Origin of the sequence: Bradyrhizobium zhanjiangense (assembly GCF_004114935.1) — a bacterium.
Lineage (GTDB): Bacteria > Pseudomonadota > Alphaproteobacteria > Rhizobiales > Xanthobacteraceae > Bradyrhizobium > Bradyrhizobium zhanjiangense.
In genome coordinates, this window is the sequence record NZ_CP022221.1 from 5,704,090 (window position 1) to 5,729,425 (window position 25,336).

Consider the following 25,336-nt stretch of genomic DNA (forward strand, 5'->3'; position numbering starts at 1 on the left):
CGGACGAGATGCGACACCCTGACCAGGACGCCCAGCTTGATCTCGATCCAACGGCCGGTTTGGGCCCGGCCGCTCTGGAGGTCCAGGACGACCTGGAGGGGGATACGCTCCGCGAGGAATGCGGCGTCTTCGGCATCTACGGCCACCCGGACGCCGCCGCCATCACCGCGCTCGGTCTCCACGCCCTTCAGCACCGCGGCCAGGAAGCCGCCGGCATCGTCTCCTACGACGGCAACCGCTTTCACTCAGAACGCCGCCTCGGCCTCGTCGGCGACACCTTCTCCCGTCACGAGGTGATCGACCGCCTGCCCGGCAACATGGCGGTCGGCCATGTCCGCTACTCCACCACCGGCGCCACCATCCTGCGCAACGTACAGCCATTGTTCGCCGAGCTGAATGCCGGTGGCCTCGCGGTCGCGCATAACGGCAACCTCACCAACGGCCTGACGCTGCGCCGCGAGCTGGTGAAGAGCGGTGCGATGATGCAGTCGACCACCGACACCGAGGTGATCCTGCATCTGGTCGCGCGCTCCAAGCGCAGCCGCTTCATCGAGCGCTATGTCGACGCGCTGCGCGAGATCGAAGGCGCCTATGCGCTGGTCTCGCTCACCAACAAGAAGCTGGTCGGCGCGCGCGATCCGCGCGGCATCCGTCCGCTCGTGCTCGGCGAGCTCGACGGCTGCCCGATCCTGACCTCTGAGACCTGCGCCCTCGACATCATCGGCGCGCGCTTCGTGCGCGACATCGAGCCGGGCGAAGTCATCGTGTTCGACGAGAACGGCCAGGACATCCACAAGCCGTTCCCGCCGATGGCGCCGCGCCCCTGCATCTTCGAATACATCTACTTCTCCCGTCCGGATTCCATCGTCCACGGCCGCTCGGTCTACGAGGTGCGCAAGAATTTCGGCGCACAGCTCGCGCGCGAGAGTCACGTGCCGGTCGACGTCGTGGTGCCGGTGCCGGATTCCGGCGTGCCCGCCGCGGTCGGCTACAGCCAGTTCTCCGGCGTGCCGTTCGAGCTCGGCATCATCCGCAACCACTATGTCGGCCGCACCTTCATCCAGCCGACGCAGGCGATCCGCGAATCCGGCGTGCGCATGAAGCACTCGGCCAATCGCGCCGCGATCGAAGGCAAGCGCATCATCCTGATCGACGACTCGCTGGTGCGCGGCACCACCTCGAAGAAGATCGTGCGCATGATGCGCGATGCGGGTGCAACCGAAGTGCACTTCCGCCTCGCCTCGCCCCCGATCCTCTATCCCGATTATTACGGCATCGACCTGCCCGACCGCGGTGGCCTGCTCGCCGCGACGCATTCGCTGGAGGAGATGCGCGAGATCATCGGCGCCGACTCGCTCGCGTTCCTGTCCATCGACGGCATGTACCGCGCCATGGGCGAGCCCGGCCGCGACCCCGCCAATCCGAAATTCTCGGATCACTGCTTCACCGGGGCCTATCCGACCCACCTCACCGACCAGACCCAGACCGAGCCGCAGCCGCGGCAATTGTCGCTGCTGGCGGAGGCGAGCTGATCCTGTCGTCCTGGCGAAAGCCAGGACCCATTACCACAGGCTTCAATGGCTCGAAGAAGGTCTGACACCGCCTTCGGAAGCCAAACAAACCCGGCGTATGGGTCCTGGCTTTCGCCAGGACGACGATGAATAGAACTTTGCCATGACAAAACCCCTCGCCAACCGCATCGCTCTCGTCACCGGCGCCTCGCGCGGCATCGGCTATGCCACGGCACGCGCGCTGGCCAAGGCCGGCGCGCATATCGTTGCGGTGGCGCGCACGCAGGGCGGGCTGGAAGAGCTCGATGACGAGATCCGGAAGGACGGCGGCAGCGCCACCTTGGTGCCGCTCAACCTCACCGATTCCGACGGCATCGCGCGGCTGGGCGCCGGCCTGCACGAGCGCTATGGCAAGCTCGACATCCTGGTCGGCAATGCCGGCGTGCTCGGGCCCTCCTCGCCGATCGGCCATATCGAGCTGAAGGCCTTCAACGACGTGATGGCCGTGAATGTCTCCGCGAATTTCCAGCTGATCCGCTGCATGGAGCCACTGCTGAAGCAGTCCGATGCCGGCCGCGCCGTGTTCATCACCTCGGGTGCCGCCAACAAGGCCACCGCCTATGTCAGCCCCTACGCGGCGTCCAAGGCCGCGCTGGAAACGCTGGCCCGCGCCTGGGCGCAGGAAACCGCGAACACGAAGCTGCGCGTCAACCTGTTCAACCCCGGCCCGATCCGCACCCGCATGCGCGCCACCCTGATGCCGGGCGAGGATCCGGCGGCGCTCGACACGCCTGAGCAGGTCGCCGAATTCATCGTGCCGATGTGCGCGCCTGACTGGACCGAGACCGGCAAGTTCTACGATTACAAGACGCGCAGCCTGATGAGCTTCCGCGCGCCGGCTTGATTGACGCGGACCGACAACGCAATCTTGACGTTCACGCAAAACGGCAAGTTCGTGACCCGGATCGGCAAGATCGAAAGCGCATCCAGAAATTCAAGCTGACATCGGACGCTCTCAAATAGCGTCTCAACGCATTTTCCCCAAAAGTTAACCGATGGATGACGCTACGACACAGCGTCATCCGGCTTTAGGCGCATTGCCGCCGGCCGTGGGACAGGCTAGAGCCATCAGCCGGAAACAAGGCTTCGCAAGAGAGCCGTCCGCATATTTGACAATGGAGGAAACCTTTCATGACCACGACATTCGCACGCCGCTCCGCGGCCCTTCTGGCCTGTGCCGCTTTCGGTTTTGCCACATCCGTCTACGCGCAGGACAAGACCGTCAAGATCGGCGTGCTCAACGACATGTCGAGCCTCTATGCCGACATCGGCGGCCCGAACTCGGTCGCCGCGGTGAAGATGGCGGTCGAGGATTCCGGCTTGAAGGCCAAGGGCTGGACCATCGAGGTCCTCTCCGGTGACCACCAGAACAAGCCCGACATCGGCGTCAACATCGCCCGGCAATGGATCGACGCCGACAAGGTCGACGCCATCGCAGATACTCCGAGCTCGGGCGTGGCGCTTGCGGTGAGCAACCTCGTCAAGGAAAAGAACTCGGTGCTGCTCAATTCGGGTGCTGCCACTGCAGATCTCACCGGCAAGGCCTGCACGCCCAACACCATCTCCTTCACCTACGACACCTACATGCTCGCCAACGGCACCGGCAAGGCGCTGACCAAGGCGGGCGGGGACAGCTGGTTCTTCCTGACCGCGGACTACGCCTTCGGCCATGCGCTGGAGCGCGACACCAGCGCCGTTGTCACGGCAACCGGCGGCAAGGTGCTCGGCGGCGTCAAGCACCCGCTCAACACGGCCGACTTCTCCTCGTTCCTGCTGCAGGCGCAGTCCTCGAAGGCCAAGATCATCGGCCTTGCCAACGCCGGCGGCGACACCACGAACGCGATCAAGCAGGCCGCCGAGTTCGGCATCGTCTCCGGCGGTCAGAAGCTCGCGGCGCTCCTGCTGTTCATCAACGACGTGCACTCGCTCGGCCTGAAGACCGCGCAGGGCTTGACCTTCACCGAGTCCTTCTACTGGGATCTCAACGACCAGACGCGCGAATGGTCGAAGCGCTTCCAGAAGGTCTCGCCGAAGGGATCGATGCCCTCGATGACGGTCGCCGGCCTCTATGCCGAGATCTTGCATTACCTGAAGGCGATGGACGCGCTTGGCGGCAATCCGCATGACGGCGCCAAGGTCGTCGCCAAGATGAAGGAGCTCCCGACCGACGACCCGCTGTTCGGCAAGGGCCCGCTGCGCGCCGATGGCCGCCGCCTCATCCCGGCCTATCTGTTCGAGGTGAAGAAGCCGGAAGAGTCGAAGGGACCGTGGGACTATTACAAGCTGGTCGCCACCATCGCACCGGAAGACGCGGCCAAGCCGCTCAAGGATAGCGATTGCCCGCTGGTGAAGAAGTAAGCGAGATCCCGTAGGGTGGGCAAAGGCGCCTAAGCGCCGGGCAGATGCAGCGGCGCGCTGGCGCCGATGAAATAGGAAAACGTCAGCGTGAACAGGAACGGGCCGACGAGCTGCGACACGCTCTGCACGCTTGCGGTCGCGCCCTGCAACTGGCCCTGCTGATCGGGTGCGACCAGCCGCGTCATCAGCGATTGCGAGGCGGCACCGGAGATGCCCCATAGCGACAAAATGGGAATGCCGAGCCAGGATAGCGGACCGGTCGGCGCAGCGCCCAAGACCACGAAGCCGATCGCGCCACAGCACAAGCCCAGCAGCAGCGCCTTCCGCTCGCCGAGCGCGCGCACGATCGGGCCGATGGCGAGCCCCTGCACCACCATGGCGCAGATGCCGACCATGGCGAGCGTCAGTCCCACGATCTTGGAATCCCAGCCGTAGCGATAGGTCGCATAGAGCACGAAGGTCGATGGCAGCACGACATGCGCGACCTGCGCGATGAAATTGACGACCGACAAGGCGGCCAGCACCGCATTGGACCGCAGCAGGCGCAGCGCGCCGATCGGATTGGCACTTCTCCAGCGGAACGGCGCGCGCTTGTCGGGCGAAAGCGATTCCGGCAGGACGAAGAGCCCATAGAGCGCATTGACCAAGCTTAGGGCGGCCGAGGCCCAGAACGGCAGGCGCGGATCGATGTCGCCGAGCAGGCCGCCCAGCGCCGGGCCCAGGATGAAGCCGGCACCGAAGGCCGCACCAATCCTGCCGAAGATTGCCGCACGCCGTTCCGGCGGCGTGACATCCGAGATATAGGCGAAGGCGGTCGAGATACTCGCCGAGGTAATGCCGGAGATCACGCGGCCGATGAACAGCCAGACCAGCGACGGCGCCAGCGCCATCAGCACATAGTCGGCCGCCAGCCCGAAATTCGACAGCAGCACTACCGGCCTGCGCCCGAACCGATCCGACAGCGCGCCGAGCAGCGGCGAGAACACGAACTGCATCAGCGCCCAGGCGGTGCCGAACAGGCCGAAGATGCGGGCCGCGTGCGCGGTGTCGTTATCGACAAAGCTCTCGATCAGCTTCGGCAGGATCGGCATGATCACGCCGAGCGCGAGCATGTCGAGCAGGATGGTGACGAAGATGAAGGCGACCGCGCCGCGCCGGACCGGCGCCGCGCCTTGCGCCATCGCCTCGCCGGCCCCGTCGCTCACGACGGCCGCTTGCGCTTGTGCGCGAAGGGATTGGCCTTCTCGCGCAAGGTGATGCGCACCGGCGTGCCCGGCAGATCGAAGGTCTCGCGCATGGAATTGGTGAGGTAGCGCAAGTAGGACTGCGGCACCGCATCGGCACGCGAGCAGAACAGCACGAAGCTCGGCGGGCGCGCCTTGTTCTGGGTGATGTAGTTCAGCTTCAGCCTGCGGCCAGACACTGCGGGCGGCGGATTGGCCTGGATCGCCTGCTCGAACCAGCGATTGAGCGCCGACGTCGGCACGCGCCGGTTCCAGATCGCATAGGCATCCTGGATCGCCTGCATCAAGCGGTCGATGCCCTCGCCCATCAGGCCCGATACGGCGACGATTGGCACGCCCTTGAGCTGCGGCAGCCAATGGTCGGCGTCGCGGCGCAGGCTCGAGATCGCGCCGCCGCCCTTGGTCTCCATCAGGTCCCATTTATTGACGGCGAGCACGACCGCCCGGCCCTCGCGCTCGATCAAATCGGCGATGCGCAGATCCTGCTCCTCGAAGCGGTTCTGCGTATCCATCATCAGCACGACGACTTCGGCAAAGCGCACCGCGCGCAGCGCGTCGGCGACCGAGAGCTTTTCCAGCTTCTCCTCGATGCGGGAGCGCCGGCGCAGACCTGCGGTGTCGAACACCCGGAAATCGCGGCCCTTCCAGTTGATCTCGACCGCGATGGAATCGCGCGTGGTGCCGGCTTCCGGGCTCGTCAGCAGGCGCTCCTCGCCGAGCAGATAGTTGATCAGCGTCGACTTGCCGGCATTGGGCCGGCCGACGATGGCGACCCGGATCGGGCGCGTCGCCGCCTCTTCCTCCGAGAGCGGCGCGTCGTCCTCGGCCTCGTCTTCGTCGACGGGCTCCGGCATCAGCTTAGCTAGTGCGTCATAGAGTTCGCCCATGCCCTCGCCATGCTCGGCCGAGATCTGGATGGGATCGCCGAGTCCGAGGGCGAAGGCCTCCATTGCACCGGCATCGCCATGCTTGCCTTCGCTCTTGTTGGCGACCAGCAGCACCGGCTTGTTGGCCTTGCGAGCGAAATCGGCGAAGGCGCGATCGGTGGGCGTGAGGCCGATGCGGGCATCGATGACGAAGAACAGCGCGTCGGCCTGCGCGATCGCGGTCTCGGTCTGCTCCTGCATGCGCGCGGTGAGCGAGCCCTTGGCGCCCTCGTCGAGGCCGGCGGTGTCGATGATGATGAACTGGAGGTCGCCGAGCTTGGCCTCACCCTCGCGGCGGTCGCGGGTGACGCCCGGCAGGTCATCGACGAGCGCGAGCTTCTGTCCGACCAGGCGGTTGAACAGCGTCGATTTGCCGACATTGGGCCGGCCGATGATGGCGATCGTGAAGGACATCGGTCATTCGTGCGCTGCCGGGGCTGCGCCTGTCAATGCAATGGAGAATATCAGCGCGAGAAGCTGCCGCTTGGCAGTGGCGCAGGGAAAGCGCCTTGCGATTGCTGCTGCGTGGTCTGGGTCGGTTGCGCCTGCTGGACAGGCTGATCCGGCGGTGGCGCGGTGGTGCGCTTGCGGACAATCTTGTGCTTGGGCGGCGGAGCGTCCGTGGGCGGTGCAGCCTCCGGCTGGGCCTCGCCATCGACCTCGCCGGTAGCGGGCGCGGCCGCCGTGGCGGCTGGCTGTCGGGACTTCGTCGCCTTGGTCCCCTTCGCAGGCTTGGCCGGCTCGGGCGGTGGCTCCGCAGGCAGAGCCGCGACGGCAGGTGCGTTCGGGTCCGGCTGCTGCTGCGCGCCCTTGTACATCTCCTTCGGCACGCCCTGCTCGAGGCCCGGCACGCCCTCGGGGAATACCGGCTTGCGGTCACCCGGCAGCTTCTTCTTGGTGTCGAGGAAGTCGAGCATGTCGCTCGGATCGAATCCGCCGCTGGAGCAGCCGCCCAACAGGCCCGTGAAGGCGATCAGGACGGTGGCTGCGATCAAACGTGGCGTGCGGCGCATCTTGTGTCTCGTTTGCGTCAGAGGGCCGTCGTCAGCTTTTGGCGACGGGCGGCAGCAGAGCCTGGAGCGCCTCGGCGCGCGAGCGCAGGCTGGGCGGTGTTTCGCCGTCTTCGGTAATCGCGTCGAGCCATTTGCGAGCCGCGGTCATGTCGTTGTTGCGCCATGCCGACAACGCCAGCATCTCGCGGGCGCTGTGGCGGAAGGTCGATTTCGGCGCGGCGGAGGCCTCCAGCCGCTGCTGCATGTCGGCGTAGCTGGCGCTGTCGAGCAGCAAGCCGGCGGCCCGGATCTTGGCCAGATCCTGCCACTCGCCACCGACGCTGCGATCGGCGGCAATGTCGTCATACATCTTCGCGGCGGCCTTGGGATCGCGGCTGGCGGCCTCGGCCGCAGCGCGCAGCCGGGCCAGGGTCCGATAGCCGGACGGAGCCTTGGCGGCGAGCTCGGTGAAGGCCTTCTCGGCGTCCGCGTGCTTGTCCTGCTCGGACAGCTCGACGGCCTTCTCGAACGCCGCGCCGGCCTCGGCGGCCTTCTTGGACTCGAGATATTGGTAGCCGCGCCAGCCGCCGACGGCGGCCACGATCAGCACCATCAGGGCGATCAAGTAAATCGAATACTTGTCCCACAGCTTCTTGAGCTGTTCGCGACGTACTTCCTCGTCGACTTCGTCAAATAATTCAGACACTTATGCTAATCCCATGCCCGTCCGGGTACGCGCGCCAAAGCGTCCGCGTCAGGAATCCCGTCCCCTCGTGGCGGCGAGGTACCCTAACGATATGGCGGTGGCAAGGCAAAGCCAGCCCGATCAAGGCGTTAACCACCCGGGACAGCCCGGAGCCGCCTGCCCGGCTCAGCTTCCGAGCAGCTCCCGCAACTGCCGTTTCAGCACCTTGCCATTGGCGTTCCGTGGCAATGGCTCGGCGGTGATCGCCATGGTTTCGGGGACCTTATAGTCGGACAGCCGCTCCGCGCACCAGGCCCGCAGGGCCTCGCTGGCGACCGGGCTGCGCGTCACCACCACGGCGTGGACGCGCTCGCCCAGGACCGGGCAGGCCTTGGCGATGATCGCGCTCTCGATCACGGCGGGATGGCCGGCCAGCACGGATTCGACCTCGGCCGAATAGATCTTCAGCCCGCCGCGATTGATCATGTCCTTCTGCCGGTCGAACACCCGGACAAACCCCTTCGCATCGACCGAGCCGAGGTCGCCGGAGTGCCAGAAGCCGCCAGTGAAGCTCTCGGCCGTTGCCTTCGGGTTATTCCAATAGCCCTTGATCACGGAGGCGCCCTGGATCCAGAGCTCGCCGATTTCGCCATGCGGCAGCTCGCGCCCATCCCCTCCCATCGCGACGATGCGCGCGCCCGGGCACGGCAGGCCGACGCTGTCGATATGGCTCTCCGTCAGCTCGCCCGGCATGATGGTCGAGGGCGATGTCGTCTCGGTCGCGCCATAGCAGTTCATCAGCTTCAGGCGGGGGATCTTCGCCTTGAGCTTCTCGATGGTCGCGACCGGCATCGGCGCGCCGCCAAAGCCGCCGATGCGCCAGCTCGACAGGTCATAGCCATCGAAATCCGGCTGCAGCAGGCAGAGATTGTACATCGCCGGCACCATCACGGTGTAGGTGACGCGCTCGCGCGCGGCGAGCTTGAGATAATCGGCGGCCTTGAACTCCGGCATGATGATCAGCGCGCCGGCGCAGCGGATCATGGTCGTGATGTTGGCGACGATTCCGGTGACATGGCCGAGCGGCACCGCGGCGATCGAGCGATCCGCCGCCGTCAATTGCAGGCAGGACACGAACACCATCGAGGAATGGACGATGTTGCAATGGGCCAGCATCGCGCCCTTCGGCTTGCCCGTCGTGCCCGAGGTGTAGAGGATCATCGCGGTGTCCTCCTCATTGACCTCGACCGGCGCAGGCGCCGACGCGTTGTCGGCGAGCGCGGAGAAGCGCGACCGGGCCGGATCGTCGTCGATGGCGATGCGATGGATCACATCGGGCACATCGCCCGGATCGGGCAGTCGTTCGGCGAGCGCCGCCTCATGGATCAGGATATTGGCGCCGCAATCCGTGAGCACATAGGCGATCTCCGGCTTCTGCTGGCGCGTGCTGAGCAGCACCGTGACCAGCCCCTCATGTGCGGCGGCGAACAGTAGCAGCGGAAACTCGATGCGATTGCCAAGCAGAATCGCGACGCGGTCGCCGCGTTGCAAACCAAGCTTGCGAAAGCCGGTCGCAATCCGCGCGGTCTGCTCGACGGCTTGTCGCCAGCTCAGGCGGACGTCGCCGCAAATCAGCGCCTCACCATCGCCATTGCGCGCGCAGGCTTTCGCGATCATGGCCCACAGGCTCGACGGCCGATCGCAAAATGCCGGCACCACTCGATCGCCAAAGCGCGCCTCGAACCGCATCGGCGGGATCTGAGATTGCGACCAGTCCATCTGCGTGCCTCGGCTTGTTGCTCTTGTTATCTTCCGCGCATGGACACCGGGTGTCGTCTTGTGCTGACCGGCTAGACGCCGATCACGGGAACACCGATCACGACAGGGTGGAACGCAAAGGCCAGCGCAAGATAAGCGACAACACCGACTGCGATCGCGATCAAATCGTTGGTGACGCCGCCGACCGGGATCGGCGGGCCGCCGGCATCGGTGCGATGCTTCAGCGTGATGCGATCATACACCGCCCAACCCAGGAACGAGCCGAACAGGATGATGGAGCCGAGGTCGCCATTGGCGAGCAAATGCGAGGCTGCCCACAGTTTGATGCCGGCCAGCATCGGATGCTTCAGTGTCGCATAGATGCGGCCGCGCAGGTACGAGGCGACCACCAGGATGACGGCGGGCAGCATCAAGGCGAGCGTGATGTGCTTCAGCGCCTTCGGCGGATACCAGACGTCGATCCAGCCGGAACTGCGGTAATGGGCAAAGCCCCAGATGATCAGCACGAGCCCCGCGAGCGAAACCAGCGAATAGAGGATCTTGTAGGTCCCCTCACCTAGTCGTGCGATCGCCTCTGCGCGTGCCTTTCGTTTCGTCGTGAAAATATGGGCGGCAAAAAACAGCACCAGCCCCAGGATCATGACCACAAGACCCACGACATCCTCCCCTAAAGCAGCCCCCGCCTCTGAGGTATCATCGATTGGCCGCTGCTCGCAACTTATGCCCTACTTACCGATCTGCCGATTGTCGACGTACCGGATCGCGATTGGCCGTCCGGCCAGCGCGCCGCCGAGTCCGCCAGTGAATTTCAGCGGCAGGCAGGCCTTCAGCGATGCATTGATGGCGTTCAGATAGGTCGTGCGGGTATCGGCCGGCACGCCCGCGGTCGCGTATGTGAGGCGAGGCGGACCGATCAGGCCACCCGCCTTGTTGAAGCTGAAGCGCACCGACATCTGCATGCCGGTGCGCGCGTTGTCCGAGGGGGGCGACCAGCAGCTGCGCAGCTCGGCAAAGAGATCGCCGATCGTATCGAGATCGTGATCGGGTTTCCGGTATTTGGCGCGGTCCGGCTCGGACGGCACGCTCTCGATCGTGAGCTGGAGGTTCTGGCCGTAGGGGTAATCGATTTCGGGAATGCAGGGGCCGGGCTCGAGCGGGCTGCAATAGGACGGCGTACAGGGCGGGCCGTCGAGCACGCTGCACGGCTCGTGCGAGAACGGAATGGGGTTGATCTGGCGGGGCCGCGCGTCGGCGGCGCCCACGGCCAAGAAGGTCAGCAACAGAACCAAGATTGCGCGCAGCATTGAGAAGCACCGCGATGAGCGACCGCAATCATGTTGGGAGATTTTGGAGCGGCTTCAAGCCTACCTTGTGTTCACATGCGCGCGTTCAAGCGCGGTGTCGTCGCCCGGCTTGACCGGGCGACCCAGTACTCCGAGACGATTGTGATTGAGCCGAGAGGCTGCGGCGTACTGGATGCCCCGGTCAAGCCGGGGCATGACAGTGGAGGGTGTGGCTGCGGCAGCCGGGCGCGCGGCCGCCCTACCCCTTCTTCTTAACGTCCTTGACGTTGGTGAACTCGATGCCCTCGGCGCGTTCCCTGGTGTAGCCGAGATAGAACTCGTTTCGCGCCAGATACACGGGATCGCCGTCGACATCGTCGGCGATGCTCGAGGTGTTGGCGGCGATGAAGGTGTCGAGCTTCTTGCGATCCTCCGAGGAGACCCAGCGCGCGAGCTGGAACTCGCTCACCTCGAACTCGACCGGTAGCGAATATTCCGCCTCGAGCCGGGCCTTCAGCACGTCGAGCTGGAGCGCGCCGACGACGCCGACCAGCGCGGGCGCACCGTCGCGCGGACGGAACACCTGCACCACGCCCTCCTCCGACATCTGCTGGAGCGCTTCTTTCAGCTTCTTCGCCTTCATCGCGTCGGTGAGACGAACGCGGCGGACGATTTCCGGCGCAAAGCTCGGCACGCCGACGAAGTTGAAATCCTCGCCCTCGGTCAGCGTGTCGCCGATGCGCAGCGTGCCGTGATTGGGAATGCCGACTACGTCGCCGGCAAAGGCCTCATCCGCGACCGAACGATCCTGAGCGAAGAAGAATTGCGGGCTCGACAGCGGCATGCTCTTGCCGGTGCGCACGAGCTTCGCCTTCATGCCGCGGCTGAGCTTGCCCGAGCAGAGCCGCGCAAACGCGATGCGGTCGCGATGGTTCGGATCCATGTTGGCCTGGATCTTGAACACGAAGGCGCTCATGCGCGGATCGGTGGCCTCGACCTTGCGCTGGTCGCTGTCCTGCGCGCGCGGCTCGGGCGCGAACTTGCCGAGGCCTTCCAGCAGGTCGCCGACGCCGAAATTGCGCAGCGCGCTGCCGAAATAGACCGGGGTCAGATGACCCTCGCGGAATGCTTCGAGCTCGAACGGTTTTGACGCTTCGGTGACGAGCTCGAGCTCGTCCTTCACCACTGATACGTCGAGATTCGCATTGAGCTTGGCGAGCTCGGCGATCTCGATCTGCTGCGCCGCGCCGGTCTTGGCGCCGCCGCCTTCGAGCAGACGCACGCCGCCATTGACGACGTCATAGGTGCCGAGGAAGTCGCGGCCGCGGCCGACCGGCCAGGTCATCGGCGTGGTGTCGAGCGCCAGCGTCTTCTCGATCTCGTCGAGCAGCTCGAAGACGTCGCGGCTCTCGCGGTCCATCTTGTTGATGAAGGTGATGATCGGGATATCCCGAAGACGACACACCTCGAACAGCTTCCGGGTCCGCGCCTCGATGCCCTTGGCGGCGTCGATCACCATCACGGCGGAATCGACCGCCGTCAGCGTGCGGTAGGTGTCTTCCGAAAAGTCCTCGTGGCCCGGCGTGTCCAGCAGGTTGAAGACGAGGCCTTCGAACTCGAAGGTCATCACCGAGGTCACGACCGAGATGCCGCGCTCGCGCTCGATCTTCATCCAGTCCGATCGTGTGTTGCGCCGCTCGCCCTTGGCCTTGACCTGGCCGGCGAGGTTAATGGCGCCGCCGAACAGCAGCAGCTTCTCGGTCAGCGTGGTCTTGCCGGCGTCGGGGTGGGAGATGATCGCAAAGGTCCGCCGCCGCGACACTTCAGCGGCAAGCGGGGAACGGGCCGGCGATTCGGCTGCGGTGGTGGCGATGTCGGACATGGCGGGAGCGTTTGGCAGGGAAAATGAGCCTGATCAAGCCTCATTTGGTGATTGCGGAGCCTTCCGGCCAGCCCCATATCGCCGTTTGGGAGGGACGACCCTCCCTTTCATAGGTCATTGCCTTGCGGGGACGACCCTGCCTTGCACGGAGGGTCGTCATGGCCTGGAGCATCTTGTTCGTCGCCGGTCTTCTCGAGATCACCTGGGCGATCGGCCTGAAATATACCGAGGGCTTCAGCAAGTTTGTTCCGTCCGTCGTCACGCTCGCGGCCATGGCCGGCAGCATCATCCTGCTCGGGGTTGCTCTCAAATCACTGCCCGTCGGAACCGCCTACGCAGTCTGGACCGGAATCGGCGCGATCGGCACCGCGACGCTGGGCATCATCCTGTTCGGTGAGCCCGCGACCGCTTTCCGGCTCGCCAGCATCGCCTTGATCATCGCCGGAATTATCGGATTGAAGCTCGTTACTTGACCATCTGGACCGCCCACCAGCTCAGCGCGGCCACGAGGGCCGCGGCCGGGATCGTGATCACCCAGGCATAGACGATCGAGCTCGCGACATTCCAGCGCACCGCCGAGACACGGCGGGCTGCGCCGACGCCGACGATGGCGCCGGTGATGGTGTGGGTGGTCGAGACGGGAACGCCGAGGAAGGTCGCCATGAACAGGGTCGCAGCGCCGCCGGTCTCGGCGCAAAAGCCCTGCATCGGAGTCAATTTGGTGATGCGCAGGCCCATGGTGCGGACGATGCGCCAGCCACCCATCAGCGTGCCCAGTGCCATCGCGGCCTGGCAGGACAGCACCACCCAGAACGGTACGGAGAATTCGCTGCCGAGATGGCCCTGCGAATAGAGCAGCACCGCGATGATACCCATGGTCTTCTGCGCATCATTGCCGCCATGGCCGAGCGAATAGAGCGAGGCGGAGGCGAATTGCAGGATACGGAAGGCGCGGTCGACCGCGAACGGTGTCGAGCGCACCGAGGCCCAGGACACGATCGCCACCAGCATCATCGCGAGCAGGAAGCCGACCAGCGGCGACAGCACGATCGCCAGCACCGTCTTGGACAACCCGCTCCACACCGCCGCCGAAATGCCCGCCTTGGCCATGCCGCCACCGACGAGGCCGCCGATCAGCGCATGCGACGACGAGGACGGGATGCCGAGCGCCCAGGTCACGATGTTCCAGACGATGGCCCCGACCAAGGCCGCGAAGATCACCTGGGCGTCGACGATCGAGGGATCGATGATGCCGGTGCCGATGGTCTGGGCGACGTGCAGCCCGAACACCATGAAGGCGACGAAATTGAAGAATGCGGCCCAGAACACCGCGAATTGGGGCCGCAGCACGCGGGTCGAGACGATGGTCGCGATCGAATTGGCGGCGTCATGCAGGCCGTTCAGGAAATCGAACAGCAGCGCGACGGCGATCAAGCCGACCAGGACGGGAAAACCCAACGCAGCATCCACGGCGCGGCCCCTGCCTTAAAGCTTACGCATGATTTGAGCGGAAAACCGCTGCACACTTTTCCGCATCATGCGCTACACTTGCTCGATGACGATGCTGTTGATCTCGTTGGCGACGTCATCAAAGCGGTCGGCAACCTTTTCGAGATGGTCGTAGATCTCGACACCGACGATGAAGTCCATCGCGTTGCCGTTGCGATGCTTGAGGAACAGCTCCTTCAGGCCGATGTCGTGGAGGTCGTCGACGCGGCCCTCCAGCTTGCCCAGCTCCTCCGTGATCGCGCTCAGCATGGCGACGTTCGGGCCGATCGACTGCATCAGCGGCAGCGCGCGTCCCACCAGATTGGCGCATTCGATCAGAAGCCCGCCGATCTCGCGCATCGGCGGCTCGAAGGCGCGGACCTCGAACAGCATGACGGCCTTCGCCGTCTGCTGCATCTGGTCGATGGCGTCGTCCATCGAGGTGATCAGGTTCTTGATGTCGCCGCGGTCGAACGGGGTGATGAAGGTGCGGCGCACTGCCGTCAGCACCTCGCGGGTGATGTTGTCGGCGTCGTTCTCGAACTGATTGACGCGCTGGCAATAGACCGGCGTCTCCTCGCCCCCGTTGAGCATGCCCTGGAGCGCGATCGAGCCCTGGATCACGGTCTGGGCATGACGGTCGAACAGGTCGAAGAACCGTTCTTCCTTGGGCAGGAAAGCACGAAACCATCGCATCATAGGGACAGGCTACCGGTTGGAAATGGCCCGGCCCGGAAGGGCCGTCATGAAACTGTCATAGACCATTTTCGATCCACGCGCGTGTCATCTCGCGCCCGCGGAGCCGGGTCATCCACCGCTTTCAGGCGACCGACAAACCTATTTAAAATCAGCCGCTTAGAGCGATCGCCGGAAGTAATGCGCGATTTCACCGATGACGCCGCGGCGGAAGGTGAGCACGCAGATCACGAAGATTCCACCCTGGATCACCGTCACCCACTGGCCGAAGCCCGCCAGATATTGCTGCATGGCGATGATCACGAAAGCGCCGATCACGGGACCGAAAATGGTTCCGAGACCGCCGACCAGCGTCATCAGCACGACTTCGCCCGACATCGACCAGTGCACGTCGGTGAGCGAGGCGTTCTGCGCCACGAACACTTTCAGCGCCCCGGCAAAGCCGGCCAGCGTGCCCGACAGGATGAAGGCCAGGAACTTGTATTGGTCGGTTCGGTAGCCGAGCGAGATCGCCCGCTGCTCGTTCTCGCGGATCGACTTCAACACCTCGCCGAACGGCGAGTTGATGATGCGGAAGATCAAGAGGAAGCCGGCGAGGAAGCCGACCAGCACGACGTAATAAAGCACCGTCGGCTTGGACAGATCGAACACGCCGAACATGTGCCCTTGCGGGATGCCCTGGATGCCGTCCTCGCCGTGGGTGAACGGCGCCTGGAGGTAGATGAAGTACAGGAGCTGCGACAGCGCCAGCGTGATCATCGAGAAATAGATGCCCTGGCGGCGGATCGAGATGTAGCCAGTCACGATCGACAGCACGAACGCCGCGGCGACGCCGACGAGGATGCCGAGCTCGGGCGGCAGCGCCCAGACCTTCAGCGCATGCGCACTGCAATAGCCCGCGGTTCCCAGGAACATGGCGTGGCCGAACGACAGCAGCCCGCCATAGCCGACCAGCAGATTGAAGGCGCAGGCGAGCAGCGCAAAGCACAGCGCCTGCATCACGAAGAACGGATAGACTCCCGTGAACGGCACCGCCGCCAACAGCAGGGCCATCACCACGAAGACGAGCATCTCGTCGCGCATGGCGCGAGGGGTTGTAGGCAGCGTGTCGTCCGTCAGGGTCGTCATGTCAGGCTGCCCTTCCCGTCAATCCCGTTGGCTTCACCAAGAGCACCAGCACCATCAGCACGAACACGACGGTGTTGGAGGCTTCGGGGTAGAAATACTTGGTCAGGCCCTCGATCACGCCGAGCGCAAAGCCGGTGATGATGGAGCCCATGATCGATCCCATGCCGCCGATCACGACCACCGCGAACACGACGATGATGAGGTCGGCACCCATCAGCGGCCGCACCTGGTTGATCGGCGCCGAAAGCACGCCGGCGAGCGCGGCAAGGCCGACACCGAGACCGTAAGTCAGCGTGATCATGCGCGGTACGTTGATGCCGAAGGCGCGCACCAGCGTCGGGTTTTCAGTGGCGGCGCGCAGGTAAGCGCCGAGCTGGGTCTTCTCGATCAGGAACCAGGTCGCAAGGCACACCGCCAGCGAGAACACGACGACCCAGCCGCGATAGACAGGTAAGAACATGAAGCCGAGATTCATGCCGCCCCTGAGCTGGTCCGGAATGGCATAAGGCAGACCGGAGGAGCCAAAGTAGTTCTGGAACACGCCCTGCACGATCAGCGCGATGCCGAAGGTCAGGAGCAGGCCGTAGAGATGATCGAGCCCGGTCAGCCATTGCAGCATGGTCCGCTCCAGGATCATGCCGAAGATGCCGACGATGATGGGCGCCAGCAGCAACGCCCACCAATAGTTGATGCCGCCGAGGTTCAACAGGAAATAGGCGACGAACGCGCCCATCATGTAGAGGGCGCCATGGGCGAAATTGATGATGTTGAGCATGCCGAAGATCACGGCAAGCCCGAGACTGAGCAGCGCGTAGAACGAGCCGTTGATCAGTCCCACCAGTAGCTGAGCGTATAGAGCCTGCATCGATCGATCTCGTACCCAGTCCCGTTTTGTTGACGACGGTGCCCGCCAGCGAACGCTGTCGGTACTACTTCTTCACCAGCGGACAGGCGCTTTCCGAGAGCGGCCTGAAGGCCTGGTCTGCCGCCGTCGTGCCGATCAGCTTGTAGTAGTCCCACGGCCCCTTGGATTCCTCGGGCTTCTTGACCTCGAACAGATAGGCGGGATGGAGCTTGCGGCCGTCCGCGCGGATCGTGCCCTTGCCGAACAGTGGATCGTCCGTCGGCATTTCCTTCATCTTGGCGACCACCTTGGCGCCATCGTGCGGATTGCCACCCAACGCTTCCAGCGTCTTGAAATAATGGATCAGGCCCGAATAGACGCCAGCCTGCACCATCGAAGGCATCGCCTTGTTCTTCATCTTTTCGGAGAAACGCTTGGAGAAGGCCCGGGTGCCGTCGTTCAAATCCCAATAGAAGGTTTCGGTGAAGTTCAGCCCCTGCGCCACTTTCAATCCGAGCGCATGGACGTCGGTGATGAACAGCAGAAGCCCGGCGAGCTTCTGGCCGCCTGCGACGATGCCGAATTCCGCCGCCTGCTTGATCGTGTTGGTGGTGTCGCCACCGGCGTTCGCCATGCCGATGATCTTGGCTTTCGACGCCTGCGCCTGCAGGAGGAACGAGGAGAAGTCAGCGGTGTTGAGCGGATGCTTCACGCTGCCAATCACCTTGCCGCCTGATTTGACCACGACTGCGGCGGTGTCGCGCTCGAGCGCGTGACCAAAGGCGTAGTCGGCGGTCAGAAAGTACCAGGTGTCGCCGCCGGCCTTCACCAGCGCCTGTCCCGTGCTGTTGGCCAGCATGTAGGTGTCGTAGACCCAGTGGATGGTGTTCGGCGAGCACTGCGCGTTGGTCAGATCGGACGTCGCCGCACCCGTGTCGATCAGAATCGAATTCTTTTCCCTGACGACATTGTTCACCGCCAGCGCCACGCCGGAGTTCAGCACGTCCATGAAGACGTCGACCTTCTCGACATCGATCCACTGCCGCGCGATCGCGGTGCCGATATCGGGCTTGTTCTGATGGTCGGCGGAGATGAGATCGACCTTCCAACCCTTGGCTGCAAGCCCGGAATCCTCGATCGCCATCTGCGCGGCCAGCGTCGAGCCGGGACCTCCAAGGTCGGCGTAGAGCCCGGAGTTGTCGGTGAGCACGCCGATCTTGATGGTCTTGTCCTGCGCCATCGCGCCGCTTGTCGCGGCAAGCGCCAGCGCGGTGCCGAGCAGAAATGAAGCGATCGACCGGGTGTTCATGCGGCTTCCCTCTCTAAATATTCTCGTTGGTTCTAACTTGTTTGGCAGTTCTAGACGCCGAGATAGGTGTGGAGCTTGTCCATGTTCGCGGCAAGCTCGGCGTTGGAAAAACCGTCAATGATCTTGCCGTGCTCGACCACGTAGTAGCGGTCGGCGACGGTGGATGCGAAGCGGAAGTTCTGCTCGACCAGGAGGATCGTGAAACCCTCCTTCTTGAGCCGTGCAATGGTGTGGCCGATCTGCTGGATGATGACGGGCGCAAGGCCCTCGGTCGGCTCGTCCAGCATCAGGAAGCTCGCGCCGGTGCGCAGGATGCGCGCGATCGCGAGCATCTGCTGCTCGCCGCCCGACAGCTTGGTGCCCTGGCTGTTGAGCCGCTCCTTCAGGTTCGGGAACAGGTCGAAGATCTGATCGAGCGGCAGCCCGCCTTCGCGGACGACCGGCGGCAGCATCAGATTCTCCCGCACGTCGAGGCTGGAGAATATCCCCCGCTCCTCGGGGCAGAACGCGATGCCCATGCGCGCGATCTTGTCGGAGGTCGCGCGGATGATGTCCTGGTTGTTGAATTTCACCGAGCCCGAGCGCTTGCCGATGATGCCCATGATCGACTTCAACGTGGTCGTCTTGCCGGCGCCGTTGCGCCCGAGCAGGGTGACGACCTCGCCCGCATTCACGTCGAAGTTGATCCCGTGGAGGATGTGGGACTCGCCGTACCAGGCTTCGAGGTTGCGGACTTGAAGGATGTTTCCGCCGGTCGCAGCCTTTGCGGGAGCCTGGGCGATCGCAGTGTCAGGCATGACCGGCTCCCAGATAGGCTTCCTTGACGCGTTCGTCCTTGGTGAGCTCGGAGTAATGGCCTTGCGCCAGCACCTGCCCGCGCGTCAGCACGGTGATGATGTCGGAGAGATTGGCCACGACGCTCAAATTATGCTCGACCATCAGAATGGTATATTTCGCGGAGATGCGCTTGATCAGCGCCGCTATCTTGTCGATGTCCTCGTGACCCATGCCGGCCATTGGCTCGTCCAGCAGCATCATCTCGGGGTCGAGCGCGAGCGTGGTTGCGATCTCCAGTGCGCGCTTGCGCCCGTAGGGCATCTCGACCGCGGGCGTATTGGCAAACTCGCTGAGGCCGACATCGTTCAACAGCTCGCGCGCGCGATCGTTGAAGCGGTTGAGCACGGACTTGGAACGCCAGAAGTCGAACGAAGAGCCGTGCTGGCGCTGAAGTGCGACGCGGACGTTCTCCAGCGCCGTGAGATGCGGAAACACGGCCGAAATCTGGAAGGAGCGAACCAGGCCCATACGGGCCACATCCGCCGGCGCCATCGCAGTGATGTCCTGCCCCTTGTACAGGATCTTTCCGGCAGACGGTTTTAGGAACTTGGTCAAAAGATTGAAGCACGTCGTCTTGCCGGCGCCGTTCGGCCCGATCAACGCATGAATGCTCCCACGGCGAACCTTGAGCGCAACGTCGCGGACGGCGAAGAAGCCCGCGAACTCCTTGGTCAAGCCTTCCGTTTCGAGAATGAACTCATCGGCCAAACAGATTTCCCCCTCCCCGCGCGACGCGCTGGCCGCGCGTGGCTGTCCTTGTTGACTTCGGCTTTCCGGAGGCCTTGCAGCCCATCCGGAACGCCGCCTCCGGGCGCGGAATATGCCGGAGGTGACGGGGGTTAGGCAAGGCGGAAAGCTGAGCAGATCAGGCCTCCGGCTGGGATACAAATGCTCCCTTAGTCGGAGATGTTTTGATGTCGTGCCTGCCCGGCCTCCCGGTTCGCGAAGCACCGGTCATCAAGCCGTCGTTAACGGTCTTTCGTCTCCCGCGCCAGCCTTCATAGAAAATTTTCCCGCGGCGAGGATCATGTGCGGGTTTTGACATGCCGGGAATATTGTTTTGGATTTCGCAAGCGCCGCGCCCTCCGTCGTCAAGTCGATCAGGCAGCGTGATCTCCTGAACACATGGCTGCGACTTTATGCGCGCCAGCAGGTCGCACCGGCGATCTGGGAGTACCAGCCTGCGCGACTCGAGGAAGAGCTGCCCGATCTCATCTATTACACGGTGGACAAGTCGACGCCGACGCCGCACCTGACCATCCAGAGCGAAGGCACGCGCATCTCGCGCGCTTATGGAAATACCGGCAAGGGCACCCTGCTGCACGACTATGTCGGACCGCGGCTCGCGCCCTTCGTGATGCCGATCTATCACGAATGCGTCGCGCGCGGGCTTCCGATCTATAGCGTTGCCGACATCGATGACATCTACGGTCGCATCGTCGCCTATGAACGGCTGCTGCTGCCGTTCCTGACCGAGGACAAGGTCAGCCACGTCATCGCGTCGGTGAAGACCTTCTGCGAGGACGGCGGCTTCGAGATCAAGAATCTGATGCGCGGAAATGACGCGCCGCCGCGTCCGAGGCTGCGCGCCGTAATTGACCGCGACCTCTTTCATCGCGCGCCCGGCCGCATCGCAGCGGCCGATGTGGTCGAGCTCGCCGACCAATCCAGCCCAAGCGTCACCGCCGAGATCATCGAGCTGAATTAGCGCGCCTTGGCTCCAACGTTCTTGGCCCCGACTTCCTTTGCATAGATCTCCGGCTTGAAGCCGACCAGCAGCTTGCCGCCGATTTCCAGCACCGGCCGCTTGATCATCGATGGTTGCGCTAGCATCAACGCCAGCGCCTTCTTCTCACCAAGGCCTTCCTTGTCGGAATCGGAGAGCTTCTTGAAGGTCGTGCCGGCGCGATTGAGCAACATCTCCCAGCCGACCTTGTCGCTCCACTGCTTGAGCTTGTCCTTCTCGACTCCCGCCGTCTTGTAGTCGTGAAACGCGTAAGGCACGCCATGGCTGTCGAGCCAAGTGCGCGCCTTTTTCATGGTGTCGCAGTTCTTGATACCGTAGATGATGTTGGGCAAGTCGTTCCTCGCGCATGCGTCGTATCGTGACCGCCGCGTTGTACGAAACTCCGGTTCGCGCGACAATATTCCGAACGACGCCATTCCCCGATCGGATACACCATGCACGTCACCCACGATCCCGCGGCCGCCGCCTCGCCGACCATCGACTTCAACAGCTTCCTCGCGGTCGATATCCGCGTCGGCACCATCGTCGATGCCAAGCCGTTCCCGGAGGCGCGCAAGCCAGCCTGGCGGCTATGGATCGACTTCGGTCCTGCGATCGGCGTCCGCAAGAGCTCGGCACAGATCACCGAAAATCATCCGCTCGAGTCGCTGGTCGGGCTGCAGATCGCGGCCGTCGTCAATTTCCCGCCGCGCCAGATCGGCCCGGTCGTATCCGAGGTGCTGACGCTCGGTTTCCCCGATGCTGCCGGCAAGGTCGTGCTGGTGCAGCCAAGCAAGCCCGTGCCGAACGGCGGACGGCTGTTCTAGCGGCACACGATCGAGAGCCGGGCCGCCGCCTCTATCGGCGTCCCGCAACGGCTCAATCCGTTTTTTTCACGGCATCGGGAGGTCCGGACTTGACCGAAATTCCTTTTGGCAATAAAAATGACTGATTAGTCATTTTTTATTTTTATCGGCTTAGGACAGGCTCTGCCCTACCGATGGCTAAAAGGATCGATCGGTCAGTTATTTGAGGACCATCAAATGCCCAAGATCAGCGACAAGCAACGCGAAGGCCGGCGCCAGCAGATCCTCGAAGCTGCCCTCGCCTGCTTCGCTGAAGACGGTTTTCACCAGACCGGCATGGCCGACATCGTCAAGCGATCCGGACTGAGCCATGGCGCGGTCTATCTCTACTTCCAGAGCAAGGACGATCTGATCGAAGCGCTCGCCGATGACCGGCACCGCCGCGAAGCCGTGCTCAACTCGGTCGCGCAAGGATCGGGCGATCCGATCGAAGGACTTCACGCGCTGGTCCGCGTCTATGCGCAATGGCTCACCGATCCCGCCGGCGAAGCGCGGCGTCGCGTCGGCATCCATGGCTGGGCCGAAGCCCTGCGTAACCGCCGCGTCCGTACCAGCGTCGTCGAGGGCATCGACATGCCTCGCGCGCTGATCGTCGCGCTCATCGAGCGTGGCCAGCATGCCGGCCTCATCAAGCGCGACGTCAGTGCGGACGCGATCGCGCGCGTGCTGATCGCGATCTTCCAGGGATTTGTGCTGCAAAAGTGCTGGGGCGAGGATGTTGACGTCGAGGCCTGCATGGCAGCCGTGGCCGGTGTGATCGAGGGCTTTCGCGCCACCAAGTCTGACATGAAGCGACGAACCAGGGCGTGAGCGATGTCCTGGATTCACGACCTCCTCGCTGGCGCCGGTGTCGGCCTCGTGGGCGGGCTGACATCGGGCTTCATGGGCGTGAGCCCGGGTGGCGGCCTCGTGATCTTCTCCGTCCTGCTGCTCGGCGCCGAGCAGCACGTCGCGCAGGGCACATCGCTGATCGCGCAGGTGCCTCCGACGGGCCTTGCGGGCGTGCGCCGCTACTGGCAGAGCGGCAAGCGCAGCCGGTTGCCATGGATCGGCTGGATCGGCCTCGGATTCCTGATCGGTGGCGCCGGCGGCGGTTACGCCGCGGCCGCGGTCTCCGACTCGGTCCTACAATGGACTTACGTCGTCTACCTCGTCGCGCTGATCGCTCTGCTGATCCTGCGCCGCGAGCGTAAGGACGGGAGCAATGAGGCCGGCGACCGCAATGATCTGCCCTGGCTACCCCTGCTCCTGATCGGCATGCTTGCCGGATTTTCGTCCGGCTTCATGGGCATCGGCGGTGGCCTCGCGATCACCGTCGGCCTCGCCGCGGGTCTTCGCCTCCCGCAACATCAGGCGCAACTCATCAGCCTCAGCTTCTCGGTCATCCCGACCACCGTCTCTCCGGCCTGGATCTACTGGAGCAAGGGCTTGATGGTCGGCTGGCCCGCCATCATCGGTATTTTGGCCGGACTTTGGATCGGCACCGATCTCGGCGCACGCGCGGCCAATGGCGTCAGCAAATCGATGCTGCGCCGGATGATGATCGGCTTCGTCGCATTGATGGCGCTCTACATGAGCTACAAGGCTCTGTTCTAGCCTCACGGCCGCTTCGGAATGTTCAGCCCCCGCTGCACCGCCGGACGCGCAAGGCCCCGTTCGAGCCAAGCACCGACCGACTTGAACTGGCTGAATGCGACGAGATCGCCGGCGCCGTAGAAGCCGATGAGATTGCGCACCCAGCCGAGCATGGAGATGTCGGCAATGGTGTAGTCGTCATCCATGAACCATTGCCGACCGGCGAGATGCGCCTCCATCACGCCGAGCAGGCGCTTGGACTCGTCCACGTAGCGTTCGAGCGGCCGCTTGTCCTCAAACTCCCTGCCGGCGAATTTGTGGAAGAAGCCGACCTGGCCGAACATCGGCCCGATGCCGCCCATCTGGAAATGCACCCACTGGATGGCCTGGTAGCGGCGTGCGGCGTCCTCCGGCAGAAGCTTGCCGGTCTTCTCGGCGAGGTATTGCAGGATCGCCCCGGATTCGAACAGCGGCAGCGGCCTGCCGCCGGGGCCGTTGGGATCGAGGATCGCCGGGATCTTGCCGTTCGGATTGAGCGAGAGGAATTCGGTCGTCTTCTGGTCGTCCTTGCCGAAATCGACGAGATGGACTTCGTAAGGCAATCCGATCTCCTCCAGCATGATCGAGACCTTGACGCCGTTCGGCGTCGGCAGCGAATAGAGCTGAAGCAGTTCGGGATGTTTCGCCGGCCAACGTTTGGTGATGGGAAAAGCAGATAGAGCTGACATCGCGACCTTTGATGCAAGGACTGAGGCGTGCTCAATCTAGGCAGGACGCCGTGCGGCGCAAGTCACTATTCGTCCCTGCGAGCCCTCGCTTATGGCGGCAGCGTTGCCATCGCCACGATCGGAGTCCTTGCGTCATGTTGCAGTCGGTACTCGATGAACCGTTGACCCGTGATCAACAGCAGAGCCGTAAAGGCAATCGCCAGCATCGCGGTCGCCAATTGGCAGACGTCGTACATGGTGTTTTGTCCCTCAACAGTCATTGGCCAACGACCGTTCAAGGACCATGTTCCTCGCCCACTTGAAAATATTGCCGCAGTTTCCCACTCTCCGAGACAAGGGTATCGCACTGTTCCAGCCGCCCGCGCAGGGACCATTGAGCCTTCCAAGCGTTATCGCCGGATGAGCATCGAGAAGCGCGCCCTGCTCGACCATGCTGAGCGGTGTCGCCGTGTCGCCGGCGAACTCGCGCATCACGCGGCCGCGCGGCGGTTGCAGTCAATGGCCGAGGAGTACGAGGAGAGAGCAGCAAGACTGGACGACGATGGCATTGATGTGAAGCAGAGCCATGCCCGTCGCTGCCACGCGGGAGACGGAAGCGATCGCGAGGGCCACGGAGGCCTCAATAGTTGATCTCCATTCTCAGCCCCCGCGTGTCGATCTCGTCGTCGCCGACACGTTGCGTGCTATCGCGCGCCGCGACCGCGCAGGCGCAGGCATCGATGAGATCATCGCGGCCGATACCGGTGCGGTAGCGAAGCGCCAGCCATTTCGGCAGGCGCGTGAATCCGCGCCGCTCCAGGAGCGCGATGCGCTGTTCGCGGCCTTGCGCCGATGTCTTCTTCGCAAGATGGACTTGTCCTGCCAGATTCCAGAAAATCAATTCCGGATGGGCTTCGCCGATGCTGGCTTGCCGCGCCTGCGTCATGGCATCGTCGACCTCCTTGAGCTTGTCCCTGATGTTCCAGAGCTGCGCGGATATGCCCCTGCCCTCGCCCTCGCGCGCCCAATAATGGCGATTGGCCGCAGCCATATCCGGAAACGTCCAGAGGTCGCGGCGCGCGCCGAGAAATACGGCAGGCCCGATCAATTCGCGTGCACGCAGATCGCAAGCGCGATAGCCGCTCGGATTCAAACCGATCGGCATGTCGATCATTGCGCGCGCATGCGGCATCACGAGCAGGCGCGTCAGGCCCGGTGAATAATCGAAGCCGTGATCGCCGCGCTCATCGATCCAGGCCGCGACCCAGCCGAAGCGAAATCCATCAAGGCCGAGATAGGTTGGCACGTCGTGCGTCCGTCATTTCCAATTTCTCACGCGCGCCGCTTGACGCCCGCAAGTTGCGGGCGTATGTCCCGCGCCCTCGCGATCACTTCCGTTCGCGAAAACAGTGAACCCAGTGATGAAGCACAGCTACGAAA

Annotated in this window: 28 protein-coding genes; 9 read left to right on the forward strand and 19 right to left on the reverse strand. The window is 63.9% G+C overall.

The features are described 5' to 3' along the window. The first annotated feature begins 8 nt into the window (after positions 1-8). From purF to XH85_RS27400, 3 genes are all read left to right on the forward strand, one after another. Positions 9-1,532, forward strand: a complete 1,524-nt coding sequence (gene purF / locus XH85_RS27390; RefSeq protein WP_091895062.1) for an amidophosphoribosyltransferase — start codon at positions 9-11, stop codon at positions 1,530-1,532. A gap of 142 nt (positions 1,533-1,674) precedes the next feature. Then, on the forward strand, positions 1,675-2,415 hold the full coding sequence (locus XH85_RS27395; RefSeq protein ID WP_128934299.1) for an SDR family NAD(P)-dependent oxidoreductase: 741 nt from the start codon (positions 1,675-1,677) through the stop codon (positions 2,413-2,415). A 287-nt stretch (positions 2,416-2,702) separates the two neighbouring features. After that, positions 2,703-3,929, forward strand: a complete 1,227-nt coding sequence (locus XH85_RS27400; RefSeq protein WP_128934300.1) for an ABC transporter substrate-binding protein — start codon at positions 2,703-2,705, stop codon at positions 3,927-3,929. A gap of 29 nt (positions 3,930-3,958) precedes the next feature. Here XH85_RS27400 and XH85_RS27405 read toward each other — a convergent pair whose 3' ends face one another. From XH85_RS27405 to XH85_RS27440, 8 genes are all read right to left on the reverse strand, one after another. Further along, positions 3,959-5,134, reverse strand: a complete 1,176-nt coding sequence (locus tag XH85_RS27405; RefSeq protein WP_245473485.1) for a TCR/Tet family MFS transporter — start codon at positions 5,132-5,134, stop codon at positions 3,959-3,961. Then, positions 5,131-6,513, reverse strand: a complete 1,383-nt coding sequence (gene der / locus XH85_RS27410) for a ribosome biogenesis GTPase Der (RefSeq protein ID WP_128934301.1) — start codon at positions 6,511-6,513, stop codon at positions 5,131-5,133. The genes XH85_RS27405 and der overlap by 4 nt, the downstream gene beginning before the upstream one ends. Before the next feature lie 50 nt (positions 6,514-6,563). Next, entirely contained in the window at positions 6,564-7,112 is a 549-nt protein-coding gene (locus XH85_RS27415) for a hypothetical protein (RefSeq protein WP_128934302.1), read from the reverse strand. A gap of 31 nt (positions 7,113-7,143) precedes the next feature. Beyond that, positions 7,144-7,797 carry a tetratricopeptide repeat protein gene (locus XH85_RS27420; protein WP_128934303.1) on the reverse strand — a complete coding sequence of 218 codons (654 nt, stop codon included), beginning with the start codon at positions 7,795-7,797 and terminating at the stop codon, positions 7,144-7,146. Between the two features lie 165 nt (positions 7,798-7,962). After that, positions 7,963-9,555: a class I adenylate-forming enzyme family protein gene (locus XH85_RS27425; RefSeq protein WP_128934304.1), complete on the reverse strand. Its 1,593-nt coding sequence runs from the start codon at positions 9,553-9,555 to the stop codon at positions 7,963-7,965. 71 nt (positions 9,556-9,626) lie between these two features. Beyond that, on the reverse strand, positions 9,627-10,211 hold the full coding sequence (locus XH85_RS27430; protein WP_128934305.1) for an NnrU family protein: 585 nt from the start codon (positions 10,209-10,211) through the stop codon (positions 9,627-9,629). Positions 10,212-10,280: 69 nt separating this feature from the next. Then, on the reverse strand, positions 10,281-10,859 hold the full coding sequence (locus XH85_RS27435; RefSeq protein WP_128934306.1) for a hypothetical protein: 579 nt from the start codon (positions 10,857-10,859) through the stop codon (positions 10,281-10,283). 238 nt (positions 10,860-11,097) lie between these two features. Then, complete coding sequence (locus tag XH85_RS27440; protein ID WP_128934307.1) at positions 11,098-12,720, reverse strand: peptide chain release factor 3; 1,623 nt, start codon at positions 12,718-12,720, stop codon at positions 11,098-11,100. A gap of 158 nt (positions 12,721-12,878) precedes the next feature. On the opposite strand from XH85_RS27440, the gene sugE reads away from it, so the two are divergent. After that, positions 12,879-13,193, forward strand: coding sequence for a quaternary ammonium compound efflux SMR transporter SugE (gene sugE, locus XH85_RS27445; RefSeq protein WP_128934308.1), 315 nt, complete (start codon positions 12,879-12,881; stop codon positions 13,191-13,193). On the opposite strand, the gene XH85_RS27450 is transcribed toward sugE, so the two are convergent. The 7 genes from XH85_RS27450 to XH85_RS27480 form a co-directional block, all read right to left on the reverse strand. Continuing rightward, positions 13,186-14,190 carry an inorganic phosphate transporter gene (locus XH85_RS27450; RefSeq protein ID WP_128934309.1) on the reverse strand — a complete coding sequence of 335 codons (1,005 nt, stop codon included), beginning with the start codon at positions 14,188-14,190 and terminating at the stop codon, positions 13,186-13,188. The two genes, sugE and XH85_RS27450, sit on opposite strands and share 8 nt — an antisense overlap. Before the next feature lie 72 nt (positions 14,191-14,262). Then, a complete protein-coding gene (locus XH85_RS27455) occupies positions 14,263-14,907 on the reverse strand; it encodes a DUF47 domain-containing protein (RefSeq protein ID WP_091894987.1) in 645 nt (214 codons plus the stop codon). A 156-nt stretch (positions 14,908-15,063) separates the two neighbouring features. Further along, complete coding sequence (locus XH85_RS27460) at positions 15,064-16,032, reverse strand: branched-chain amino acid ABC transporter permease (protein WP_128934310.1); 969 nt, start codon at positions 16,030-16,032, stop codon at positions 15,064-15,066. 1 nt (position 16,033) lies between these two features. Then, positions 16,034-16,897: a branched-chain amino acid ABC transporter permease gene (locus XH85_RS27465; RefSeq protein ID WP_025035788.1), complete on the reverse strand. Its 864-nt coding sequence runs from the start codon at positions 16,895-16,897 to the stop codon at positions 16,034-16,036. Between the two features lie 64 nt (positions 16,898-16,961). Next, positions 16,962-18,185 carry an ABC transporter substrate-binding protein gene (locus XH85_RS27470; protein WP_091894983.1) on the reverse strand — a complete coding sequence of 408 codons (1,224 nt, stop codon included), beginning with the start codon at positions 18,183-18,185 and terminating at the stop codon, positions 16,962-16,964. 50 nt (positions 18,186-18,235) lie between these two features. Beyond that, complete coding sequence (locus XH85_RS27475; RefSeq protein WP_091894981.1) at positions 18,236-18,982, reverse strand: ABC transporter ATP-binding protein; 747 nt, start codon at positions 18,980-18,982, stop codon at positions 18,236-18,238. Beyond that, complete coding sequence (locus XH85_RS27480) at positions 18,975-19,730, reverse strand: ABC transporter ATP-binding protein (RefSeq protein ID WP_008551999.1); 756 nt, start codon at positions 19,728-19,730, stop codon at positions 18,975-18,977. The genes XH85_RS27475 and XH85_RS27480 overlap by 8 nt, the downstream gene beginning before the upstream one ends. 352 nt (positions 19,731-20,082) lie before the next feature. On the opposite strand from XH85_RS27480, the gene XH85_RS27485 reads away from it, so the two are divergent. Continuing rightward, positions 20,083-20,730 (forward strand): hypothetical protein, encoded by a 648-nt coding sequence (locus XH85_RS27485; RefSeq protein ID WP_128934311.1) that lies wholly within the window; start codon positions 20,083-20,085, stop codon positions 20,728-20,730. Here XH85_RS27485 and XH85_RS27490 read toward each other — a convergent pair. Beyond that, entirely contained in the window at positions 20,727-21,101 is a 375-nt protein-coding gene (locus XH85_RS27490) for an ArsC family reductase (protein ID WP_128934312.1), read from the reverse strand. The genes XH85_RS27485 and XH85_RS27490 overlap by 4 nt on opposite strands. A gap of 102 nt (positions 21,102-21,203) precedes the next feature. Between XH85_RS27490 and XH85_RS27495 the strand changes: the two genes are divergently transcribed. The 3 genes from XH85_RS27495 to XH85_RS27505 all read left to right on the forward strand — a co-directional run bounded on the left by XH85_RS27495 (position 21,204) and on the right by XH85_RS27505 (position 23,210). Then, the gene (locus XH85_RS27495; RefSeq protein WP_128934313.1) at positions 21,204-21,575 is read left to right on the forward strand and encodes a tRNA-binding protein; all 372 of its coding nucleotides are present in this window, start codon (positions 21,204-21,206) and stop codon (positions 21,573-21,575) included. Positions 21,576-21,791: 216 nt separating this feature from the next. Beyond that, a complete protein-coding gene (locus XH85_RS27500; RefSeq protein WP_128934314.1) occupies positions 21,792-22,424 on the forward strand; it encodes a TetR/AcrR family transcriptional regulator in 633 nt (210 codons plus the stop codon). Positions 22,425-22,427: 3 nt separating this feature from the next. Then, the gene (locus XH85_RS27505) at positions 22,428-23,210 is read left to right on the forward strand and encodes a sulfite exporter TauE/SafE family protein (RefSeq protein ID WP_128934315.1); all 783 of its coding nucleotides are present in this window, start codon (positions 22,428-22,430) and stop codon (positions 23,208-23,210) included. Positions 23,211-23,212: 2 nt separating this feature from the next. Here the strand turns inward: XH85_RS27505 and XH85_RS27510 are convergent, their stop codons facing one another. Both XH85_RS27510 and XH85_RS45410 read right to left on the reverse strand, forming a co-directional pair. Beyond that, positions 23,213-23,917 carry a glutathione S-transferase family protein gene (locus XH85_RS27510; RefSeq protein ID WP_128934316.1) on the reverse strand — a complete coding sequence of 235 codons (705 nt, stop codon included), beginning with the start codon at positions 23,915-23,917 and terminating at the stop codon, positions 23,213-23,215. An 89-nt stretch (positions 23,918-24,006) separates the two neighbouring features. Further along, the gene (locus tag XH85_RS45410; protein ID WP_164939681.1) at positions 24,007-24,153 is read right to left on the reverse strand and encodes a hypothetical protein; all 147 of its coding nucleotides are present in this window, start codon (positions 24,151-24,153) and stop codon (positions 24,007-24,009) included. A 163-nt stretch (positions 24,154-24,316) separates the two neighbouring features. Here XH85_RS45410 and XH85_RS27515 point away from each other — a divergent pair, with 163 nt between their 5' ends. Next, the gene (locus XH85_RS27515) at positions 24,317-24,547 is read left to right on the forward strand and encodes a hypothetical protein (protein WP_128934317.1); all 231 of its coding nucleotides are present in this window, start codon (positions 24,317-24,319) and stop codon (positions 24,545-24,547) included. Here XH85_RS27515 and XH85_RS27520 read toward each other — a convergent pair. Further along, positions 24,537-25,202, reverse strand: coding sequence for a DUF429 domain-containing protein (locus tag XH85_RS27520; protein ID WP_128934318.1), 666 nt, complete (start codon positions 25,200-25,202; stop codon positions 24,537-24,539). The genes XH85_RS27515 and XH85_RS27520 overlap by 11 nt on opposite strands. Positions 25,203-25,336 lie beyond the last annotated feature (134 nt).

Coding starts and splice junctions, on each gene's coding strand:
- purF (WP_091895062.1), top strand. CDS start 9: ATGCGACACCCTGACCAGGACGCCCAGCTTGATCTCGATCCAACGGCC.
- XH85_RS27395 (WP_128934299.1), top strand. CDS start 1,675: ATGACAAAACCCCTCGCCAACCGCATCGCTCTCGTCACCGGCGCCTCG.
- XH85_RS27400 (WP_128934300.1), top strand. CDS start 2,703: ATGACCACGACATTCGCACGCCGCTCCGCGGCCCTTCTGGCCTGTGCC.
- der (WP_128934301.1), bottom strand. CDS start 6,513: ATGTCCTTCACGATCGCCATCATCGGCCGGCCCAATGTCGGCAAATCG.
- XH85_RS27415 (WP_128934302.1), bottom strand. CDS start 7,112: ATGCGCCGCACGCCACGTTTGATCGCAGCCACCGTCCTGATCGCCTTC.
- XH85_RS27425 (WP_128934304.1), bottom strand. CDS start 9,555: ATGGACTGGTCGCAATCTCAGATCCCGCCGATGCGGTTCGAGGCGCGC.
- XH85_RS27435 (WP_128934306.1), bottom strand. CDS start 10,859: ATGCTGCGCGCAATCTTGGTTCTGTTGCTGACCTTCTTGGCCGTGGGC.
- XH85_RS27440 (WP_128934307.1), bottom strand. CDS start 12,720: ATGTCCGACATCGCCACCACCGCAGCCGAATCGCCGGCCCGTTCCCCG.
- sugE (WP_128934308.1), top strand. CDS start 12,879: ATGGCCTGGAGCATCTTGTTCGTCGCCGGTCTTCTCGAGATCACCTGG.
- XH85_RS27455 (WP_091894987.1), bottom strand. CDS start 14,907: ATGATGCGATGGTTTCGTGCTTTCCTGCCCAAGGAAGAACGGTTCTTC.
- XH85_RS27460 (WP_128934310.1), bottom strand. CDS start 16,032: ATGACGACCCTGACGGACGACACGCTGCCTACAACCCCTCGCGCCATG.
- XH85_RS27465 (WP_025035788.1), bottom strand. CDS start 16,897: ATGCAGGCTCTATACGCTCAGCTACTGGTGGGACTGATCAACGGCTCG.
- XH85_RS27470 (WP_091894983.1), bottom strand. CDS start 18,185: ATGAACACCCGGTCGATCGCTTCATTTCTGCTCGGCACCGCGCTGGCG.
- XH85_RS27475 (WP_091894981.1), bottom strand. CDS start 18,982: ATGCCTGACACTGCGATCGCCCAGGCTCCCGCAAAGGCTGCGACCGGC.
- XH85_RS27495 (WP_128934313.1), top strand. CDS start 21,204: ATGCACGTCACCCACGATCCCGCGGCCGCCGCCTCGCCGACCATCGAC.
- XH85_RS27500 (WP_128934314.1), top strand. CDS start 21,792: ATGCCCAAGATCAGCGACAAGCAACGCGAAGGCCGGCGCCAGCAGATC.
- XH85_RS27505 (WP_128934315.1), top strand. CDS start 22,428: ATGTCCTGGATTCACGACCTCCTCGCTGGCGCCGGTGTCGGCCTCGTG.
- XH85_RS27510 (WP_128934316.1), bottom strand. CDS start 23,917: ATGTCAGCTCTATCTGCTTTTCCCATCACCAAACGTTGGCCGGCGAAA.
- XH85_RS45410 (WP_164939681.1), bottom strand. CDS start 24,153: ATGTACGACGTCTGCCAATTGGCGACCGCGATGCTGGCGATTGCCTTT.
- XH85_RS27515 (WP_128934317.1), top strand. CDS start 24,317: ATGAGCATCGAGAAGCGCGCCCTGCTCGACCATGCTGAGCGGTGTCGC.